Source organism: Cecembia rubra, from assembly GCF_003014575.1.
Lineage (GTDB): Bacteria > Bacteroidota > Bacteroidia > Cytophagales > Cyclobacteriaceae > Cecembia_A > Cecembia_A rubra.
Window position 1 is genome coordinate 26,038 of record NZ_PYGF01000004.1, and the last position, 19,690, is coordinate 45,727.

The 19,690-nt window shown below is 41.7% G+C and carries 18 protein-coding genes; 9 read left to right on the forward strand and 9 right to left on the reverse strand.

The features are described from left to right. The first annotated feature begins 132 nt into the window (after positions 1 to 132). The 8 genes from CLV48_RS08785 (at position 133) to CLV48_RS08820 (ending at position 8,098) form a co-directional block, all read left to right on the forward strand. Complete coding sequence (locus tag CLV48_RS08785) at positions 133 to 1,584, forward strand: trypsin-like peptidase domain-containing protein (RefSeq protein ID WP_106566910.1); 1,452 nt, start codon at positions 133 to 135, stop codon at positions 1,582 to 1,584. A gap of 145 nt (positions 1,585 to 1,729) precedes the next feature. Further along, positions 1,730 to 2,149, forward strand: a complete 420-nt coding sequence (locus CLV48_RS08790; protein ID WP_106566911.1) for a nucleotidyltransferase substrate binding protein — start codon at positions 1,730 to 1,732, stop codon at positions 2,147 to 2,149. 82 nt (positions 2,150 to 2,231) lie between these two features. Then, entirely contained in the window at positions 2,232 to 3,506 is a 1,275-nt protein-coding gene (locus CLV48_RS08795) for an LVIVD repeat-containing protein (RefSeq protein ID WP_106567159.1), read from the forward strand. 37 nt (positions 3,507 to 3,543) lie between these two features. Beyond that, entirely contained in the window at positions 3,544 to 4,149 is a 606-nt protein-coding gene (locus tag CLV48_RS08800) for a hypothetical protein (protein WP_146140083.1), read from the forward strand. Between the two features lie 162 nt (positions 4,150 to 4,311). Beyond that, complete coding sequence (locus tag CLV48_RS08805) at positions 4,312 to 4,515, forward strand: hypothetical protein (RefSeq protein WP_106566913.1); 204 nt, start codon at positions 4,312 to 4,314, stop codon at positions 4,513 to 4,515. 58 nt (positions 4,516 to 4,573) lie between these two features. Next, on the forward strand, positions 4,574 to 5,644 hold the full coding sequence (locus tag CLV48_RS08810; RefSeq protein WP_170069001.1) for a BF3164 family lipoprotein: 1,071 nt from the start codon (positions 4,574 to 4,576) through the stop codon (positions 5,642 to 5,644). A 113-nt stretch (positions 5,645 to 5,757) separates the two neighbouring features. Further along, positions 5,758 to 6,474 carry an ABC transporter ATP-binding protein gene (locus CLV48_RS08815; protein ID WP_106566915.1) on the forward strand — a complete coding sequence of 239 codons (717 nt, stop codon included), beginning with the start codon at positions 5,758 to 5,760 and terminating at the stop codon, positions 6,472 to 6,474. Further along, positions 6,467 to 8,098: a putative ABC exporter domain-containing protein gene (locus CLV48_RS08820; RefSeq protein WP_106566916.1), complete on the forward strand. Its 1,632-nt coding sequence runs from the start codon at positions 6,467 to 6,469 to the stop codon at positions 8,096 to 8,098. The genes CLV48_RS08815 and CLV48_RS08820 overlap by 8 nt, the downstream gene beginning before the upstream one ends. 17 nt (positions 8,099 to 8,115) lie before the next feature. Here the strand turns inward: CLV48_RS08820 and CLV48_RS08825 are convergent, their stop codons facing one another. After that, positions 8,116 to 9,492, reverse strand: coding sequence for a Gfo/Idh/MocA family oxidoreductase (locus tag CLV48_RS08825; protein WP_106566917.1), 1,377 nt, complete (start codon positions 9,490 to 9,492; stop codon positions 8,116 to 8,118). Positions 9,493 to 9,681: 189 nt separating this feature from the next. On the opposite strand from CLV48_RS08825, the gene hemN reads away from it, so the two are divergent. Next, positions 9,682 to 11,043, forward strand: coding sequence for an oxygen-independent coproporphyrinogen III oxidase (hemN, locus tag CLV48_RS08830; protein ID WP_106566918.1), 1,362 nt, complete (start codon positions 9,682 to 9,684; stop codon positions 11,041 to 11,043). A gap of 102 nt (positions 11,044 to 11,145) precedes the next feature. Here the strand turns inward: hemN and CLV48_RS08835 are convergent, their stop codons facing one another. The 8 genes from CLV48_RS08835 to CLV48_RS08870 all read right to left on the reverse strand — a co-directional run bounded on the left by CLV48_RS08835 (position 11,146) and on the right by CLV48_RS08870 (position 19,667). Further along, entirely contained in the window at positions 11,146 to 11,850 is a 705-nt protein-coding gene (locus tag CLV48_RS08835; protein WP_106566919.1) for a sulfite exporter TauE/SafE family protein, read from the reverse strand. Beyond that, a complete protein-coding gene (locus CLV48_RS08840) occupies positions 11,851 to 12,276 on the reverse strand; it encodes a FixH family protein (RefSeq protein WP_106566920.1) in 426 nt (141 codons plus the stop codon). It lies immediately after the preceding gene. 28 nt (positions 12,277 to 12,304) lie between these two features. Beyond that, a complete protein-coding gene (gene ccoG, locus CLV48_RS08845) occupies positions 12,305 to 13,720 on the reverse strand; it encodes a cytochrome c oxidase accessory protein CcoG (RefSeq protein ID WP_106566921.1) in 1,416 nt (471 codons plus the stop codon). 62 nt (positions 13,721 to 13,782) lie between these two features. Continuing rightward, positions 13,783 to 14,715: a cbb3-type cytochrome c oxidase N-terminal domain-containing protein gene (locus CLV48_RS08850; RefSeq protein WP_106566922.1), complete on the reverse strand. Its 933-nt coding sequence runs from the start codon at positions 14,713 to 14,715 to the stop codon at positions 13,783 to 13,785. Beyond that, positions 14,702 to 14,893, reverse strand: a complete 192-nt coding sequence (locus CLV48_RS08855; protein ID WP_106566923.1) for a CcoQ/FixQ family Cbb3-type cytochrome c oxidase assembly chaperone — start codon at positions 14,891 to 14,893, stop codon at positions 14,702 to 14,704. The genes CLV48_RS08850 and CLV48_RS08855 overlap by 14 nt, the downstream gene beginning before the upstream one ends. Positions 14,894 to 14,905: 12 nt before the next feature. Further along, complete coding sequence (gene ccoN / locus CLV48_RS08860; RefSeq protein ID WP_106566924.1) at positions 14,906 to 17,038, reverse strand: cytochrome-c oxidase, cbb3-type subunit I; 2,133 nt, start codon at positions 17,036 to 17,038, stop codon at positions 14,906 to 14,908. 2 nt (positions 17,039 to 17,040) lie between these two features. Then, on the reverse strand, positions 17,041 to 17,223 hold the full coding sequence (gene ccoS / locus CLV48_RS08865; protein ID WP_106566925.1) for a cbb3-type cytochrome oxidase assembly protein CcoS: 183 nt from the start codon (positions 17,221 to 17,223) through the stop codon (positions 17,041 to 17,043). A 2-nt stretch (positions 17,224 to 17,225) separates the two neighbouring features. Further along, positions 17,226 to 19,667, reverse strand: coding sequence for a heavy metal translocating P-type ATPase (locus tag CLV48_RS08870; RefSeq protein WP_106566926.1), 2,442 nt, complete (start codon positions 19,665 to 19,667; stop codon positions 17,226 to 17,228). Between the last annotated feature and the right edge of the window lie 23 nt (positions 19,668 to 19,690).

Consider the following 19,690-nt stretch of genomic DNA (forward strand, 5'->3'; position numbering starts at 1 on the left):
TACAAGGAAATTCTTTCTTCCTTGTAATTTTTATGTCTTTTTGATGACATGGCGAATTTGGCACAATTATCGGTAATTTGATCGCTTAAATAATTTATCTTAAGGTTTAACCCAAAAAACCGATATTTCGTTATGCAGGATATGATGAAAAACGCAAAAATTATCTTGTTGGCTTTTTGTGCGGGTTTAGCGGGCTCATGGGCCTTCCAGCAATTTCAGGAAAAACCAGTACAAGGAACATTGATGTTAGAAAACAGCAATGAAAAACCCAGATACCAGGTAAAATATGAGTCAGACAACAACAATATAAGGGATTTCAACACCCCTATTTCCTTTGTTGAAGCTTCTGAGAAAAGTACCCCGTCCGTTGTTTTTATCAAAAACTTTTCCGGAACTGACCAAAGGAGGTACAGTATTTTCGATTATTTTTTTGGGACAGGACCGACACAGCGGGTAAGTACAGGTTCGGGGGTAATCATCAGCAAAGATGGCTACATTGTTACCAACAACCATGTCATTGACAGAGCAGAAACCATTGAAGTAGTGCACCAAAGACGTACTTACCAGGCAAGATTGATCGGAACTGACAAAAATACAGACTTGGCAGTCTTGAAAATAGACATGGACAACCTACCCGCCATAAAAATCGGAAGCAGCAGAGATCTGAGAATAGGGGAATGGGTGATAGCAGTGGGCAACCCCTTCAACCTTACATCTACTGTTACAGCTGGAATCGTTTCAGCCAAAGAAAGACAGATCAATATTCTTGGCGGGGAATTCCCTCTGGAATCCTTTATTCAGACAGATGCCCCCATCAATCCGGGCAATTCCGGAGGAGCTTTGGTAAATATCAGGGGGGAATTGGTAGGTATCAACACTGCTATATTATCCAGAACAGGTTCTTACACAGGTTATGGTTTTGCTGTTCCCGTTGATATCGCTATGAAGATTTCCAATGATCTGATCAAATTCGGAGAAGTACAAAAAGCCATTCCGGGAATTGATGTGGTAGAAATTACGCCTGAATTAGCAGAGGAAATGAAAACCAACTCCCTAGATGGAGTAATAGTGACCCATGTCATCAGAAATGGAGCCGGAGAAAAAGCTGGATTACAGAAAAATGACGTAATTACCAGGATTGAAGGATTTGGACTCACAGGTAAGGGAAGTTTTGAGGAAATTCTTTCTTATTACTACCCTGGTGACAGAATAAGGATAGAATACAAAAGAAACGGAGAAAACCGAACGGCCCAACTAACCCTTCAAAACCTGGAAGGTGGTACAGGAGTACTGAGAAGGGAGTTTTACAGTTCCAACCTATTAGGTGCCAGGCTAGAGGCAGTTAATGCTATAGAAAGGGACCGTTTGGGTATAAGCCATGGTATAAAAATAACAGGCATGACCCGCGGATATCTTAGAGAACTTGGCCTGAACAATGGATTTGTAATCACACAAATCAATGGTGAGCCTGCACGTAATCCCGAGTCAGTTGGGAAATTTCTGGAAAAATTTAGTGGGAGGTTAATGCTGGAAGGTGTAACACCGAACGGACAACCCTTTATGCAATCCTACAGTGTAAGATAAAACCTTATGTCCCCAAAAATAACAAACCAAAACTACAGCCAAATCAATCTGAAAGTGGCCGGTAGATAAAAAACATACCGGCCTCTTTTGCTAAATCAATGAGAAAATGTAGAAAAATTTCCTATATTGAAATAAAATAAATCCTATGAAAACCCTTCCTATCACCTGCGAAAAATGCTTCCTTGATTTCCAGGAATCTCTAGATGAATTACAGGAGCTGATCAGGATTGGAAAGCAACAAGATCTGAATGAAAAGTCACAAAAACGAATCATCAGGTCTTTTGAGATCACCCATGAACTCGCCCTAAAGACTATTGAAGAATACTTTAAAAAAATGGGACGGCCTGCATTTTCGGGCCCAAGGGATGCCACAATAGAAGCATTTAACGAAGACCTTATTGATGATGGAAAAGGATGGCTGGACATGATCATAGAAAGAATCAAATATGATCCTATCTATGCAGAGATCGAAGAGAAAGAACTAACCCAGCATATAATCCATAAATACCTACTGCTGTTCAATAACTTCGAACGGCATATGAAAGAAAATCTGGAAGGAATTTAAAAAATATTCCAAGACTTTGTAGCATTTCATACTTCCCCTGCGTCTTGTGGCAAATACTTTCATCAACCAAACCAAAATTGCCATGAAGAAGCGTTTAGAGTTGATTTTCAGCTGGCCTGTATTCTTTCTAATTGCAGCAACAATGTTTGTGACGCTGCCATCCTGCCAAGATGAGGTCAAAAGCACCTACACCTATAGGGCCATGATTCCTGTATTTTTGGAAATGAACAGCATAAGGGAGAAGGACATCATCATAGAACCATCAAAACCATTGGACAATCCCGGAAAGATTTACCTTTATGGGGATTACCTTTTTATCAATGAACCCCAAAAAGGAATTCACATAGTGGACAACAGCAATCCTACTTCTCCACTTCAGATCAACTTTATCAATATTCCGGGAAATGTGGACCTGGCCATCAATTCGGACATTCTTTACGCTGACAGCTATGTGGATCTATTGGCCTTTGACATTAAAGACATAAGAAATATCAATTTGGTAAAAAGGGTAGAAAATGTCTTTGAACACATGCTGGTGGATATTGAAAAAAGTACCATTCGGACATTTAAAGACACTTTATTGACAGCAGAATCAGATTTTATGTGGGGCTGGGGGAGACCTTGGATGTTGGCCAATGCAGATGTGGCATTTTCAGGTTCAAGAGGTGGAGAATCCCAAAGCTATGGACAAGGAGGGTCTATGGCAAGATTTACTTTAATGAGCGGACACCTTTATGCGGTGGATGAGCAAAGCCTCCGCGTTTTTGAAGTTTTGGACCCAACTCAACCCAAGCACCTTAAAAATATTCACTTGGGATGGGGTATTGAGACTATTTTTCCCTTTCAGCAAAAACTTTTCATAGGATCTAATACAGGCATGCATATCTATGATGCCAGTAACCCAGGCTTACCAAAAGAGATGGCAGTGTATCAACATATTACAGCCTGTGACCCAGTAGTAGTCAATGAAGAATATGCCTTTGTGACCTTAAGGAGGGGAATGTTCTGCAGGATGGGAGTAGATGAACTTCAGGTGGTGGATATCAGAAACCCCTATCTTCCCAAACTGGTCAAAGCCTATCCCATGCTCAATCCTCATGGTCTTGCACTTACAGGGGATTACCTTTACCTGGCTGAGGGCAGGCATGGTCTGAAAAGTTTTAATGTGGCTGATGTTTTGAGAGTGGACCAAAACCAATTGGAATTCCTGAAAAGCATGCCTTCTGTGGACATCATTCCTGGCCCCAAATCCCTCATCATCATTGGGCCGGAAGGAGTATGTCAGTTTGATTATTCCACCCCTCATTCACTTAAGCCATTGAGCTGTATACAGGTTAAAAATCCCATTGTGGTTTAGGCAATTGAATGGACTTTCTAATCTTGGAAAAATGGGCATGAAAATAAATTTACCGGTTCTTGTCTTGGCTTTTTTCTTTCTGGGCAAAGCAAATGCCCAAGAACGGGCATTTATTCATCATCTGGAAGTCGGACCGATGCTGGGCAGGGTCCAAAACTGGGACAATAGCCTGGACAATAGAACCAATCTCTCCATCCAAAATTATTTGGGAGTGAAAGTTGACAAACACCATGCAGTCGGAATTTCAGTTGGGCTTGACACTTATCCCGGAATAAACCTTGTTCCTATTGCTTTTGGATGGAGGGGCTTTCTGGACCATGACAAAAAAGTGGTACCCTATGCAGGATTGGACATTGGGCATGCCGCTGCTTTTTTGAATAGAAGGGAAAAAAACGAATTCTCGGAATTGTGGTATGAAGGAGGATTATTATTGAGCCCTCTGGCCGGAATCCGATTGAAAACCAAGTCCGGGAAACGGGACTATTCCATTTCCCTGGCTTACAGAAGGCAGCAGGCCTATTATTTTGAAGGAAGCAAAAGCGATGGAATATCTATCCCTGGCCTACCTCCCGGTTTCTCTTCCCTCAGAGAAGAGGCCTATATTTTCAATAGCCTGACGGGAAAACTGGGAGTATTTTTTTAATTCTTGAATTAATTATATTTCAACTATTTAATCCCCGTTTTAACAAAAAAATATTATTTTGGATATCATTTGGAAATAATAATAATAATAATTTTGAACCGAAAGCTTAGTTTAGCTTTTGGTTTTGGCCAAAACCATTTATTCAATTTAACCCTAATTAAGATGAAAAAAATAGGTTTTGCACTGGCCTTTGTAGGGTCAATGATTTCCTTTCAATTAGAATCAAAAGCTCAGTCATCGGTTGATCCAGGTGATGGCACGAGATGGATATGTTGTCAGGTAAATTTTGAGCATTATTGTATGGATATGCTCGGCAATGCATGGAATCAAGATGTAAAAAGAATCGGTGTAGATACTTGCTCTTAAGTTTAACAAAAAGCAATGCCATCGTTTGATGGCATTGCTTTTTGTAAATGAAGTGTTTATGAAAAATCAATTAAAAATTCTTGCTTTTATCTTATTTCTTGGGTGCACCGAAAAAAGTGAAAACCCTTTTGAAAAAAATTTCACCTTAGATTCGTTTCCTATCCAACAAAAACTGCAGAGCAAAAAATACAATTTTGAGGAAATACTGACTGCGACATTGATTACCATCAAAAATGACAAACTGATCCTCAGCGAAAATTACCGGGGAGGAACAGGGCATGACAGAAAGCTGATCCATATCATCCAAAAAGACAGTATGAAGTACCTTTATCCAAAAGGTAAGCAGGGATATGGACCGGGTGAAATCATCAGTATCAGAAGTTTTGATCAGGGATGGCGGGATGATACCTTCTGGGTATATGACCTTAACGAAAAAAAAATCCATGAATATAGCCTTAACGATACCCTTACGACTTCCATCCGTTCTTTCAAAAAGGGCGAGCAGTCTTTTTTCTCGGTTTCTTGGAACTGGTTGACTCCTGATACCTTTGTAAGTCGACTGATGAATGACAGTCACGCTTTTGCAATTTTTGACACTGCCAACGTTTTACAGAGAAAATTGGATCCATGGTCCAAGGACCAAGAAGCAGATGAAGCTACAGGGTTTATATTAGGAGATATTCGCCAAGGCCAAACAGCATACAACAGAGAAAAGAAGCTACTGGTACACGCTCAGGTCAACAGTGACATTGTGGAAATCCTCCCTATAGATTCTCCCTCGGAAAAAATTAGCGTAAGCGGCCCGATTTCAGAACCCTTGAAATACGAGATAATTGGATCTGGACGAAATATCGGTGCAGATATTGATGGGAATAACACATTGGCATACAATAACATCTTCCTGGGAGAAAATTCTATATTCTTAGTTTACTTAGGCTTTAGCAGAAACACCCCAAACAGCATGGTCAAAATGTCGAATCAAATTTTTGAATTGGACTATCAAGGAAATCCCATAGCTTACTATCAGCTGGACAGACGGATCTACAGTATTGCCGTGGATGAAAAAGAGAGAAAGATTTATGCAGTGACTTATGATGAAGATCCGGGAATTGCAGTTTTTGAATATTAGATAAATTCTGTTTGTATAAGAAGATTTAAATTTATCTATACTTTTTTTCGCTTTTTGCAACTTAAACCCCAACAAGAAAGTTTATTATTGGTGTTTAAATTTTTACATCATCCATGTTAGAAGTAGAAGGTTTGGTCAAAAGATACGGCAAACAGAATGCTGTCAATGACATCAGTTTTTCATTGCAGGGAGGGGAAGTCGTAGGACTTCTTGGGCCTAATGGAGCAGGAAAAAGCACTACAATGAAGTGTATCGTTGGTCTGTTGAGAAAAACAGCCGGAAGCATCCGCATAGGCGGACATGACCACCTTTCTGTCCCTGCCAAAAAATTGTTCTCCTACATCCCGGAAACACCACATGTGTATGACCTTCTCACCGTGAAGGAACACATGCAGTTCATCGCTCAGGCTTATGCCGTCGAAGACTGGAAAAGGAAAGCTGAAGAATGGATGGAAATTTATGAATTGACAGACAAGCAGGACAAGCTTGGCAGGGACCTTTCCAAAGGTATGCGCCAAAAAGTCTCCATTTGCTGTGCATTATTGCCTGATCCTGAGCTTTTATTTTTTGACGAACCCATGATCGGGCTGGATCCAAAAGCCATTAAGAACACCAAAAGAATCTTCAAAGAGTTGAAGGAAAATGGAAAAACAATCCTGGTCAGCACCCACCTTATTGATAGCGTAGAGACCATTGCGGACCGTATTATGATCATGAAGGACGGGAATATTATAGGCAATGACACGCTGGCAAATTTAAAAGCCACATTAAGCGAAAGTGATGATTCCAGTTTAGAAGATCTATTTTTAGAATTGACCAAAGATGAATGAGTTCAGACTTTTGCTCCGAAAGGATATTTTTATCCTGGTGAACAATATCAAGCTAATCTTCAGAAATCCGGCAAGGCTGCTGCCCTACCTTTTTGTAATTGGCTATATAGGGTTTTTCTATACCAAAGGTTTTGAAAGCAGCCAAAACAACAGTTCAGATGATATAGAAGAAGTATCCAATATCCTGACAGAAATTGCTGCTGAGGTTTTCAGCATCAGAGGAGGGATTACAGTGGCAGCTTTAATTATCCTGATGTTCCAATTGTTCAAGGCCACGAAGAAAAACATCAGTTTTTTCAGCATGGCCGATGTCAACCTTTTGTTTACCTCTCCTGTAGCCCCGGCCAATATCCTACTTTATTACATGTTGAGAAGCCTGATCCCCGCATTAGGAGGTTCAGCTATATTTTTTATATACATCACCGCATCAGTTAATCAGTTCCTTGACCTGAACATTTTGAAAATTTTGGCCATGGCACTGAGTATAGGTTTATTCATCTTCATTCTTTCCCCCATCAAATTCCTGCTTTACACACTCAACACCAAGTACCATATTTATCCCCTTGTCAAAAAAATCTTAGTCATATTTTCCATACTCCTTGGGGTCATGATCTTGATCCCGGGTTTACGCGCCGAAAAATTCTGGGAAGGAATGTTTGCTTGGGTAGGTTCCCCTTGGTTTGACTTTTTCCCTTTGGTGGGCTGGAGCAGGGCAATGGTGCTTTTTTTGGATAACGGGGACATCCTGAAATTGGCGGGTTTCACTTTGGCATATGTCATGCTAAGCATCCTACTTATCAAATTGGTCATCATTCATTCAGGTCAATACTATGAGGATGTGCTCGAAAGTACCAAGTCTAAGGAAGAAAACAAGGAAAAAGTGAAAAGTCAGGAGGTATCTGAAGCCACCTATGGGCTCAATACCAAAAAGAAATTGGAAATCTCTAATTTTGGTCAGGGTGCCGTGGCCTTGTATTGGAGAAATTATGTAAATGGGTCGCGACTGGATTACCATCCCTTAGCAGGACTTTACACTTTAATCTTTGCGGGGATTGCTTTGGTTTTGGCCCTGCTATCAAGATTTGATCTGCTTACGCATAAATTCCTTTACGGATATCTGGTATTTTTGGTAAGTATCTATTTTATAGCAGGTCTGGGAAAAACCAATCTGGGCGATATGAAAAAACCTTTTTTCATATTAATCCCCGCCTCTTGGAGTAGTAAATTCTGGAACCTGATCAAACTTGATATTTACCAAACCCTTGTTTTGGGCTTACTGACCATAGTTCCTGCAGTATTGATAGCTGAACTCCATTGGGGTTTATCCCTGATTTTTCCCTTATTGCTTTTGTTGTATTATCTCACCGGTTTTGCCATAGCCTTGGTTACCAATGTGGGTTTTGAAGAATCATGGGACAGGAAATTGATCAAGCCTTTGATCATCTCGGGGGTGTTCTTTTTCGGGATAATTCCATCATTTCTGTCAGGAATTTTCGCCTTTATTATCAGCAAGCAATTTGTTTATGGTCTTATGGGAATGTGTATAGGCATGAGCTTGGTAACGGCCATCATGTTGCATTTGATCATGGACATCATCAGCCGGGTGGAGTTCAAAGAAGCTTAAAAAATTCAGGGGATGGATTATAACATCCCCCTACCTGTTTTTTCCAACTTAATAGCTGTTAGATCAGCTACTTTAATCGGCTTGCCGCTTTCAATACTTTTCCTTGCCGCTATTCCCACCAAGATGGACATGGCACCATCTCTTGTTCCTGCAGATTGTCTATACGGATCAGCCATAGAGGGATCTTTGAACAGCTTATCTTTTAACCGTGTGTCTCCTCCCCCGTGCCCCCCTCCACCATGCGGAATGATAATGATTTCTGTATTCCCAAAGTTTCTTGTCAGTCGGAGTTCATCCTGATCAGGTTCCTCCCAGGGCTGACTTTCTTTTATCCAGGCATCCAGACGCCCCTTGGTGCCATTGAAAGCAATCCGGTATCCTTCATAAGGGGAATAGCTTGTCAAGGAATAACTCACCTGCACTCCGTTCATGTACCGTATCTGAACGGCCATTTTATCATAAATGTCTATGTCCTCTCTGAAAACACAGCCATCCCTTAAGTATCCATCATATTGCTCATTTTTGACATAAAGATCCATCAAATGGGAATTTTTGGTGATGTCCCAGTGAAAGTCGCAATTGCTTTTGTGAGGGCATGGCCGGCAGTGGGAATGTCTAAAAGGCCCATTCTTTCCATAAAATTCCAAATCCCCGTAAGCAAAAACCTCTTCAGGATCAGAATCCAGCCACCAGTTGAGCAGGTCAAAATGATGTGTGGATTTATGCACCAACAAAGTCCCTCCCTTTTCTCTGTAAGCATGCCATCTCCTGAAGTAATCCGCCCCATGGGAGGTGTCCAGGTACCAATGGAAATCCACAGAGGTCACCTCTCCGATTTCCCCATTACGGATGATTTCATATAACCGTTGGCGGTGAGGAGAATACCGGTAATTAAAGGTGACGATTACTTTTTTACCGGATTTCCGCTCGGCATCCAAAATGGCCTGGCATTTGACCTCATCTGTGGTCATGGGCTTTTCTGTGATCACATGGGTTCCAAACTCAAGGGCTCTGATGATAAAAGTATGGTGCGTATTATCTACGGTAGTGACGATCACCACATCCGGTTTTTGCTCCCGCAGCATTTTGTCAAAATCCGTATAAAGCGCACAATTTACTCCGATATATTGCTGTCCGAACCTTAATCTACCTTCATTATGATCACATAAACCAACAAATTCTATCTGTTCCTGATAAACCCTTTGCACATCCCTGCCAAACATATTGACTCCACGGATGCCCAAACCCACCATCGCTATTTTCATTTTTTGATTGGGACGTTCATGGAGCTGCAAAGCTTCTGCAATTCCCGTTAAAAATATCGAGCCTGCTGTTAAGGCCACAGATTTCGAAATAAAATCCCTTCTGGATCTGTCAATGGATAGCTTTTTCATAGGTCATTCAGGTTTAAACTTTTTAAAAATATCGAATTTTTGGAATATATCTAAGCCCAATATCAGTGTCAATTGAATTTGGTCCACAAAAAAGACTAAAAAACATGACGATTATCAGTTTCGGAAACAGATGGTAGTCATTAAAAAGGCCATTAGCTTGAACGAAATTTGCATCAAACATGAGTAAGCATGGAAGCCAAAAAACTTGATTTGATCAAAAAATACAATGTGCCTGCGCCAAGGTATACTTCTTATCCAACAGTACCGCTTTGGTCAGATGACCTTAACGAGAGAGGCTGGATGAGTATGGTCAAAAAAGCCTATGAGGATTTTGGGGAGGAGGAAGGAATTACCCTTTATATCCACCTTCCTTATTGTGAAAGCTTGTGTACCTATTGTGGCTGCAACAAACGCATCACCAAAAACCATGCTGTAGAGACGCCCTACATTACCAGCATAATGAACGAGTGGTCTGCTTACCTCAGTGTGTTGGACACTAAACCTAAATTAGCTGGTATCCATTTAGGGGGAGGCACTCCGACTTTCTTCTCACCCCAATCTCTGAAGGAAATGTTGGATTTCATTCTTGAGACTTCATCTGTGATGCCTGGGGCAGAGTTCAGTTTTGAAGGCCATCCCAACAATACCACCAGAGAGCATCTTCAGACCCTTTTTGATTTGGGCTTCAGAAGAGTGAGCTATGGTATACAGGATTTCAATTTGGATGTTCAAAAAGCCATTCACAGGATTCAGCCATTTGAAAGGGTGCAGGAAGCCACCGAAGTAGCCAGAGAAATCGGCTATGACTCTGTCAATTTTGACCTGATTTATGGCCTGCCCCATCAAAATCTCGAAACCATCCAGGATACTTTTGAAAAAGTGGCCCTCCTGAAACCGGACCGCATCGCCTTTTACAGCTATGCCCATCTCCCATCAGCCTTCCCTGCACAGAAAAGTTTCGAGCAATATTTGCCCAATGAAGCTGAAAAAAGAAGGCTTTATGAGAGCGGAAAGGAAATCCTTCAATCCATGGGATATCTGGAAATTGGAATGGACCATTTTGCCCTTCCTAAGGACCCCCTCAACCTGGCCAAGGAGAATAAAACCCTGCACAGGAACTTCATGGGCTATACCACCTCTCCATCTAAGATTCTGATTGGTTTAGGCAACAGTTCCATTTCCGATGTCTATTTTGCCTACGCCCAAAACACCAAAGAAATCGACCTATACAAAGAACAGATCAGTTTGGGACATTTTGCCATCAGCAAAGGACATATCATGAGTCCTGATGACATCAAAAACAGGAATCTTATCCTTCAATTGATCTGCAACCAGGAAGCCCAATGGGATTTCTGCTATTATTCCAAACTCGGGAAAAAGAACTGGGATAAATTGAAGACCTTTAAGGAAGAAGGATTGATTGATTTTGACCATACCGGAATAAAAATAAAAAATGAAGGAATGCCATTCATCCGGAATATCTGCATGACCTTCGACCAAAGAATGCAGGAAAAAGAGAATCAAAAGTTTGGGTTTAGCAAAGCAATTTAAACCTGATCTGCAAAAGAATTACCCGGATAGCCCAATTTTTCAAATGCTGCCCTTTAGGAAGAGCAGCATTTTTTAATTATTCTAGATTATTCTTCTGAAAAATCAGTCGCAAACAGTCATTTCGGTGTTTACCTTGCCATTTTCAATGGTAGGCAATTTTGGGCTTAGATAATGTATTCCTAGACCTAGCCCTCTGACAATAAAAAGAATACCAATAAACATAGCCAAATAAGGCATGGCATTGGTCAATTTGTTTCGGATGGGAATAGATAGGATTTTGCCGGTGATCATTACCCCCACTAACATCGGAATGGTACCCAGGCCGAAAAAGAACATGTACAATGCCCCTTCAATCGGACTCTGTAAGGCAAGAGAGGCTATCAAGGCAATGTATACCATACCGCAAGGTAAAAGTCCATTCAACAAACCAGAGACGAAAAAAGCCTGGGTTCCACCTTTTTTCAAATATTGTCCGAGGGAATTTTTCAATTTGTAAACTCCTCCGAAAAATCCCTTTTGGGCAATCCATCTTTCCGATTGCTTGTAAAAGAAAGCCATAAAAAAAATCAAGCCCCCCATTAATATGGAAATCCACTGTTGTATTCCAGCTAGAGAGAAAGTAAATCCGATCAACCCAATCACCGCTCCCAAAGAGGCATAAGTGAGTGTCCTTCCTAAGTTATAGACGATTTTATTGGCTAAAAATGGGGTATTGTCTTTGGCAGAAACTGCCAAAGCAATGGGGCCACACATGCCTAAGCAATGGAAAGAACCCAAAAAACCCAAAAGGAAGGCTGTCCAGATCATTTAAATCGTAATTTTCTTTTCCTGGTAATAAGCAGTGCCATTTTCAACCCATGTCAATTTCACCCTCCAATAACCCGGTTTAAGACTTTTAACATCCACAGAATTTACAGCTGCATCAGAAATATCGAATTCTATCTTTTGATCCAACCTGGCATCAGAAGGTCTGAAAAAATGCACAGTGCCTTTAGCCCCTACCGGAAGGTGAAGATCTACAATCTTTTGTTGATTGTCATAAATCAGCACTTCATGATCCAATTGACTTGCATTGATCATTTTTTGGATTTGATCTTGGTACTTGATTTCCTCTTCATAATAATTCTGTGTAACCAAGTGTATATCATCTTGTCTGACACAGATTGTAACCATTGAGATAATCAAGATCCCAAAGACTACAAGTGTCAATATTATTCCTTTTCCCCAATCCATAGAATTTTCTTTTTTTTTGTTGATTTAATTATTTGGCAATTGGACCCACAAAGCTGGTTTTGATTTTATCAATTACTTCCCCGTTTTGGGTCAATAGTAAGGTAATATTTTCCTGGTTGGTTTTAATATTGCCCGCTTCAGTAACTATAAAGAACCTGCCTTCGAATTTGGTCTGTCCTTGCAATGTCCAATTTTGATCTCCTACTACCTCCACTTTGTATTTTTCATCCTGAGGAGTCAGCGTCACAGTTTGTGGATCAAAAGTTTTATTGATAAAGGTTACTTCATACAAATTGCTGATCTCACCTGTGTCCCTGGCCTGATAAGTCATGCCTCTGAACCTAGTCACTGTAGCACCCAGATCATCTCGGGTAGCGATAAGAGTCACAAAAGCTCCCACCAAAATCAGCAATAGGAAGGAATACAGTTTCACTCTTCCAGTTATCAGTTTTTGTGTCCGCTGCAATACACTGTTGTCAGAAGCGTAGCGGATTAGTCCACGGGGACGTTCCACTTTATCCATCACCTCATCACAGACATCGATACAGGCTGTGCAGTTGACACATTCCATCTGTACCCCATTTCTGATATCAATACCAGTCGGGCAGACCTGTACACACAGTCCACAATCAATGCAATCACCTTTAGGACTTTCTTCCACTTGGTTTTTTCTGATAGGGGCTCTTGGCTCTCCCCTTACATGGTCATAAGTCACATTGATGGAATTGGCATCCAGCAATACACCCTGAAGCCTACCATAAGGACATACGACTATACATGCCTGTTCCCTGAACCATGAGAAAATGAAAAGAAAAATTCCTGTAAATGCCATCAGTCCTATAAATCCGGCCAAGTGCTCTGAGGGAGGCTGAGTGACAATCACCTTAACCTGATCAATCCCTATCAGATAGGCCATGACAGTATGGGAAATAAGCAAAGAAATAAGGACAAAAATGAACATTTTCAATCCCTTCTTCCAGATCTTCTCTCCATTCCAGGGCATGGCATCCAATTTTCTCTGTTGATTGGCATCCCCTTCGATCCAGTACTCTATTTTCCTGAAAACCATCTCCATAAACAAAGTCTGTGGGCAGGCCCAGCCACAAAACACCCTACCGAAGACTGCCGTGAACAGGATCACAAAAACAAAGAAAATCAGAAGTAGAAAAATCAAAAGATGCGTATCCTGAGGCCAGAATGCTGCTCCAAATATGATGAACTTGCGCTCAAAAATATTGAACAACATATAAGGTCTTCCTCCCACTTTTATAAAAGGACCAATAAAGAGAATAGCCAATAATACCCATGACAGATAGGTCCTCCAACGGTAAAACTTTCCACTTACCTTTTTGGGATAGATCCAATTCCGCTTACCATCCTCTCTTACAGTAGCGAGAGAATCGCGGAATTTTTCAGGATCCAGATGAGGATTTTTAACACTCATTTTTGTTGAGTTTATAACAGGGGAAAAGTAATCAAACTTCCCCCTGTTAAAAAACATTTAAATCAGTCTGCACTCTCGGCTTCATTTTCCCCTTCCGCAATTGCCTCTAAGGGCTCCTCAGCTGCCGGTTCAAATTTTTCACCCTCCGGTGCTTTAGGATTGGCTGGAGTAGTACCAACCAAAGTCAGGATATAACTGGAAACATTCTGCATCTCCTCCGGACTTAACTGGTCTTGCCAAGGGATCATTCCTTTGGCTACCACGCCATATTTCACTACTTTGAACACATCATTGATAGACCCTCCGTGAATCCAATACTCATCTGTCAGGTTAGGCCCTACACCTCCCCCACCATCTGCAGCATGACAGGCAGCACAGTTGGCCTCGAAAATACTTTTCCCTGAATTGAGCGCGGCAGTAGAATTATCAAAAACCACCGTATTTTCATCGATTGAACTCAGTGCCAAAGCAGATCTTTTTTCGGCCTCAATAGCAGCTATACGAAGTTCTTCTTCATATTCCTCAAGCTGGGTTTTACCCAAACCAAGAACAGTGAAATAAGTGAAGTAAACTACCGCAAAAGCTATAGTGATATAAAATACATTGGCCAACCATGGGGGCATATGGTTATCCAGTTCCACGATCCCGTCATAGTTATGATCCAGCATCATGTCTTTTTCCTCTTTGCCTCCTACTGGTTTCATTTTACCCGTGATGTATTTCAACTTAAATTCATCCCACCAGGTAGGTTGGGCTGCCAATTCTGGATTCTGCATTTTAAATACCGAAACCATAAAGGACATCAGGTAAATCATCAGAATAAGAAGCAATAAAATGACTCCCAAGATAACTGCAAGAATTACCAGCAAAGTCACCTGATTACCATCCATTTCCTGCAATTTGGCTACCCAACTGATATCACTTGTTTGGGCAAAAGTGGGCAGGGATGAAGCCATCCCTACCATAAGCAATATTAAAGATTTAAACTTTTTCATAGCCGCCGGAATTTTGTGTTTTATCATTGAAAGGCATATCCTTCATATGATTGATGTAAGATTTATCTACACGGATAACCCATATGAACATCCCGATAAAAAAGATCACAAAGATCAAAAGGGATATGATAGGGTAAATTTCAACGTTCTCAATGGAACTCAATATCTCTTTTTTCATGGTTCCGAATGTTTAAGGGTTAGATGCAGTAGTTTTTTTGATATCGGTTCCCAATCGCTGCAGATAAGCAATGAGCGCCACTATTTCAGACTCAGGCATGACTTCCACACCTGAAGACTTGAGGTTGGCTACAATCTGTTCGGCTTGTACCATCAGATCTCCATTGGCCTGCTCATCATAACCTTCCGGATAAGGCACTCCCAATTTTTGCAGGGTTCTGATTTTTGCTGGAAGGTCACTGTGATCCATGATATTGGTGGCCATCCAAGGATAAGGAGGCATCAACGAACCTGGAGACATGGACCTAGGATCTACCATGTGGTGATAATGCCAGCTATCTGGGTATTTACCTCCCACCCGGTGCAAATCCGGTCCTGTACGCTTAGACCCCCACAAGAATGGTCTGTCATAGACGAATTCACCTGCTTTGGAATATTCTCCATACCGCTCTGTTTCTGAACGGAAAGGCCTGATCATCTGAGAGTGGCATCCTACACAGCCATGGGAAATGTAAAGATCCCTTCCCTGAAGTTCCAATGGAGTATAAGGCTGTACGCTGGAAATGGTAGGAACATTGGATTTGACCAATATTGTAGGAATGATTTCAATGGCACCACCAATCAAAATTGCTACTGTGGCCATAATGGTAAAGAAAACAGGTTTTCTCTCCCATGCCCTATGCCAGAATTCGCCTTTTTCCTCTTTGTGAGGCACCAAAGCGGCTGCTTCATCAGCCTCTTCTGCCTGGAAGGATCCTTGCTTAGCAGTTTTTACCAGGTTATACACCATCAAAATGGCCCCTGATAGATACAACAAACCGCCAAATGCCCTTAGCATGTACATAGGTACAATCTGAATCACTGTCTCCAGGAAGTTCGGATAAGCCAATCTACCGGCTTCACTGAATTCTTTCCACATTAAGGACTGTGTCAATGCGGCAACATACATGGGAAGTGCATAAAATATAATCCCTAAAGTGCCCATCCAGAAGTGTGTGGTAGCCAATTTGGTGGAGTAAAGGTTGGTTTTCCACATTCTTGGCCACAACCAATACAACATGGCAAAGGTGAAGAAACCGTTCCAACCCAAACCACCGATGTGTACATGCGCTACGATCCAGTCCGTATAGTGGGCAATGGCATTGACATTTTTCAATGAAAGCATTGGCCCTTCAAATGTGGCCATACCATAAGCAGTGACAGCCACCACCATGAATTTCAAAACCGGATCAACCCTTACCTTATCCCAAGCACCTCTCAGGGTCAACAAACCATTGACCATACCACCCCAAGAAGGAGCGATCAGCATCACTGAAAAGACAACACCTAATACCTGAGCCCACTCTGGAAGTGCAGTATACAACAAATGGTGAGGTCCGGCCCAGATATACAAGAAAATCAGGGACCAGAAGTGAATGATAGAAAGCTTATAAGAATAAACCGGTCTATTGGCTGCCTTTGGCAAATAATAATACATTAGCCCCAAAAATGGCGTCGTCAGGAAGAATGCCACCGCATTGTGACCATACCACCATTGTACCAAGGCATCCTGTACACCCGCATAAGCCGAATAACTTTTCAGGAAAGAAACCGGCAATGCCAAAGAGTTGAAAATATGCAAAACAGCTACCGTCACGAAGGATGCCAGATAGAACCAAATGGCTACATACATGTGCTTTTCCCTTCTTTTGATCAGTGTACCGATCATATTGGCACCAAATGCCACCCAAACCAAGGCGATCAGTATATCAATTGGCCATTCCAATTCTGCATACTCTTTAGATGTTGTGATTCCTAAAGGCAGTGTTATCGCTGCCAAAAGAATAATCAATTGCCATCCCCAGAAATTGATCCAGCTTAAGGCCTTGCTCCACATAGGAGCCTTCAACAGCCTCGGCATGGAATAATAAATCCCTGCAAAGATGGCATTCCCTACAAAGGCAAAAATAACCGCATTGGTGTGCAGCGGCCTGATTCTGCCGAAAGTGGTGTAGGGATTTCCCAAGTTGGCCTCAGGTAGAAAGAGCTGGGTGGCTGCTATCACACCTACCAACATGCCGACGAGGCCCCAGGCTAAGGTGGCGACCCCGAAGTACTTTACGATCTTATTGTCGTAATTGAACTGTTCCAGTGTTGTTCCTGACATACTTACTTCGATTTAGTTGATGGTACTTTTTTTTCTTTGGTTTTTTGTTCGTTATCAAATAGGATTCTAATTGCAGGCGTGTGACTGTCCTCAAACTGCCCTCCTTTCATGGCCCTGAAGAAGAGAAAGAGGAAAGTTCCCGCTAGGATCAGACTGATGGCTATCAATATGAATATCACTTCCATGTTTACCAGATTTTTGGTTTTAAGCCTCTTTTGTAGGCCAGATAATTTATGGTCAAAGTGGTGAAAACCACCACTGAAATACTGCTGATAGGCATCAGAATGGCACAGAATAGAGGGCTCACCAATCCCTGAACAGCGAAGTAAACCCCGACTATATTGTAAGTGAAGCTGAGCCCGAAACTCGCCTTGATGATATTTCTGCTTGTTTTGGTGAAATCCAGAAAATCGGAAAGCTTATTGATCATGCCCGCATCCATGATAGCATCCGAAGCAGGTGAGAAATTCGTCACTCTGTCCGTGATGGCAATCCCGACCTTACTTTCTCTCAAGGCCCCCGCATCATTGAGCCCGTCTCCCACCATGAGGGTTTGCCTTCCTTCATGATTCAGCCTTTTCACAAAGGACAGTTTATCTTTCGGACTTTGGTTGAAAACCATCTGTACACCACGGCCAAAAACTTTTTGCAGGTTATGCCTTTCATGGTCCTGATCCCCGGAAAGCAAGTAGACTTCTTTTTCTTGATGGATAGAAGAAATAACCTGGTCCACACCTTGACGAAGACCGCTCTGTATAAAGAAGTATCCCAATACCGTTTCATCCACTGCAAAAAACACGATGTTGCCTCCATCTGGTAAGTTTCTTTGATCTGCACCGACAAATTCCGCAGACCCCAACTTAATCTCCTGGGATTTGTATCTTGTCTTTAGTCCTTTACCGGTAATTTCCTCCACATCTTCCTGCAAACTGACAGCTCTTACTCCTTCCAACCAGGCATTGATCCGGTTACTCAGCGCATGATTGGATTGGTTGACCATGGCCTTGACCAATGACTTAGATTCATTTGAAAGTGATTCTCCTACATAATCTACAGTGGCCTGTGAAGGTGCGGTAAGTGTTCCTGTCTTGTCAAAAATAACCGTATCTATTTTGGCCAATTTCTCTATGACATGGGCATTTTTTAGATAGAGTTTGCCTTGTCCAAAAACCCTTAGGGTATTGCCCAAGGTAAATGGAGTGGACATGGCCAAGGCACAAGGGCAGGTGATAATCAATACCGAGGTAAATGCCAATACCCCCATGGAAGCCTGACCTGTCCAAACCCAGAAAATAAGGGATGCCAAAGCGATAAATAATACGATAAAGGTGAATTTCCCTGAAATCCTATTGGCCAAAGATTCAAGCCCCTGTGCTTTCTCCTTGTCAAAAGACTCATTGTTCCAAAGGTCAGTCAGGTAACCTTGAGAAGGGGACTTCTGAACCGCCAAGGTAAGTGCCTTGCCTTTTTGCCTTCCTCCTGCATAGATGAGTTCTCCCTTTTTCCTGGAAACAGGAACTTCTTCTCCTGTCACAAAAGAATAATCGATATAAGCTTCCCCTTCCAATAGGATGCAATCTGCAGGAATGAGTTCCGAATCCCTCACCCGGATTATATCGCCCACATGCAGCTTCATCAAAGGAATCACTTCTTCTTCATCTTTGACTACCCTTGTAACAGCAATCGGAAAATAGGATTTGTAATCCCTGTCAAATGAAAGGGTGTCATAGGTTTTCTGCTGGTAATACTTGCCTATCAATAAAAAGAAAAGCAAGCCCCCTAAAGTATCCATATATCCCTCATTGCCTAAAATGAAAATATCATATAAGCTGTAGGTAAAAAGGGTGACGATACCAATAGCAATCGGCACATCCATGTTCACGGCCTTATTTTGGATGGATAGCCAGGCCGAGCGGTAGTAATCTGTGGCTGAATAAAAAAACACAGGCAATGCCAGAAATACATTGAGATAGTTAAAGGTCTTTTTGAAACCTTCACCCAATAATTCCGCCTCTGAAAAATACTCAGGAAGGCTGAAAAGCATCATGTTACCAAAGCAAAATCCGGCAACCGCCAGCTTGCTTATCAATTTCTTGTCGGTACCTTTGACCTGCTTTTTCTCTGTATCTGCGAGGTTGATCAAAGGTTCATATCCAATCCTTGAAAGCAGTTGGACCAATTCCTTTAAGGATATTTTATGCTGCAAAAATTTTACCTGCACTTTCTTTTTGATGAAATCAACCCTCCCTGAAATCACTCCTGGGTTGAGTTTATGGAGGTTTTCAAGCAGCCAGATACAAGATGCGCAATGGATGAAAGGAATAGTAAAAGTGATATGCGTCTCTCCACCATTTTGGAAATCAATCAATTTATTGATGACATCTTCGTCATCCAAATAATCGAACCGGTTTTCTCTGCCTGATACTGCCTTTTGGCTTATGCCTGGGTTGTCAGCTATATCATAGTAATTACAAAGGTTATTTTCACTTAATACCTCATAGACCAGCTGGCAGCCGGTACAACAAAAATCCTTATCATCATAATGAAGGATTTCATCCTTACAATCCTCCCCACAATGGTAACAGATTGAGGTTTGCTTATCGGGCAATATATTTGGTAGGTTTGGCATTTGGTACAAGTTACTGAGCTTCA

Coding starts and splice junctions, on each gene's coding strand:
- CLV48_RS08785 (WP_106566910.1), top strand. CDS start 133: ATGCAGGATATGATGAAAAACGCAAAAATTATCTTGTTGGCTTTTTGT.
- CLV48_RS08790 (WP_106566911.1), top strand. CDS start 1,730: ATGAAAACCCTTCCTATCACCTGCGAAAAATGCTTCCTTGATTTCCAG.
- CLV48_RS08795 (WP_106567159.1), top strand. CDS start 2,232: ATGAAGAAGCGTTTAGAGTTGATTTTCAGCTGGCCTGTATTCTTTCTA.
- CLV48_RS08800 (WP_146140083.1), top strand. CDS start 3,544: ATGAAAATAAATTTACCGGTTCTTGTCTTGGCTTTTTTCTTTCTGGGC.
- CLV48_RS08805 (WP_106566913.1), top strand. CDS start 4,312: ATGAAAAAAATAGGTTTTGCACTGGCCTTTGTAGGGTCAATGATTTCC.
- CLV48_RS08810 (WP_170069001.1), top strand. CDS start 4,574: ATGAAAAATCAATTAAAAATTCTTGCTTTTATCTTATTTCTTGGGTGC.
- CLV48_RS08815 (WP_106566915.1), top strand. CDS start 5,758: ATGTTAGAAGTAGAAGGTTTGGTCAAAAGATACGGCAAACAGAATGCT.
- CLV48_RS08820 (WP_106566916.1), top strand. CDS start 6,467: ATGAATGAGTTCAGACTTTTGCTCCGAAAGGATATTTTTATCCTGGTG.
- CLV48_RS08825 (WP_106566917.1), bottom strand. CDS start 9,492: ATGAAAAAGCTATCCATTGACAGATCCAGAAGGGATTTTATTTCGAAA.
- hemN (WP_106566918.1), top strand. CDS start 9,682: ATGGAAGCCAAAAAACTTGATTTGATCAAAAAATACAATGTGCCTGCG.
- CLV48_RS08835 (WP_106566919.1), bottom strand. CDS start 11,850: ATGATCTGGACAGCCTTCCTTTTGGGTTTTTTGGGTTCTTTCCATTGC.
- CLV48_RS08840 (WP_106566920.1), bottom strand. CDS start 12,276: ATGGATTGGGGAAAAGGAATAATATTGACACTTGTAGTCTTTGGGATC.
- ccoG (WP_106566921.1), bottom strand. CDS start 13,720: ATGAGTGTTAAAAATCCTCATCTGGATCCTGAAAAATTCCGCGATTCT.
- CLV48_RS08850 (WP_106566922.1), bottom strand. CDS start 14,715: ATGAAAAAGTTTAAATCTTTAATATTGCTTATGGTAGGGATGGCTTCA.
- CLV48_RS08855 (WP_106566923.1), bottom strand. CDS start 14,893: ATGAAAAAAGAGATATTGAGTTCCATTGAGAACGTTGAAATTTACCCT.
- ccoN (WP_106566924.1), bottom strand. CDS start 17,038: ATGTCAGGAACAACACTGGAACAGTTCAATTACGACAATAAGATCGTA.
- ccoS (WP_106566925.1), bottom strand. CDS start 17,223: ATGGAAGTGATATTCATATTGATAGCCATCAGTCTGATCCTAGCGGGA.
- CLV48_RS08870 (WP_106566926.1), bottom strand. CDS start 19,667: ATGCCAAACCTACCAAATATATTGCCCGATAAGCAAACCTCAATCTGT.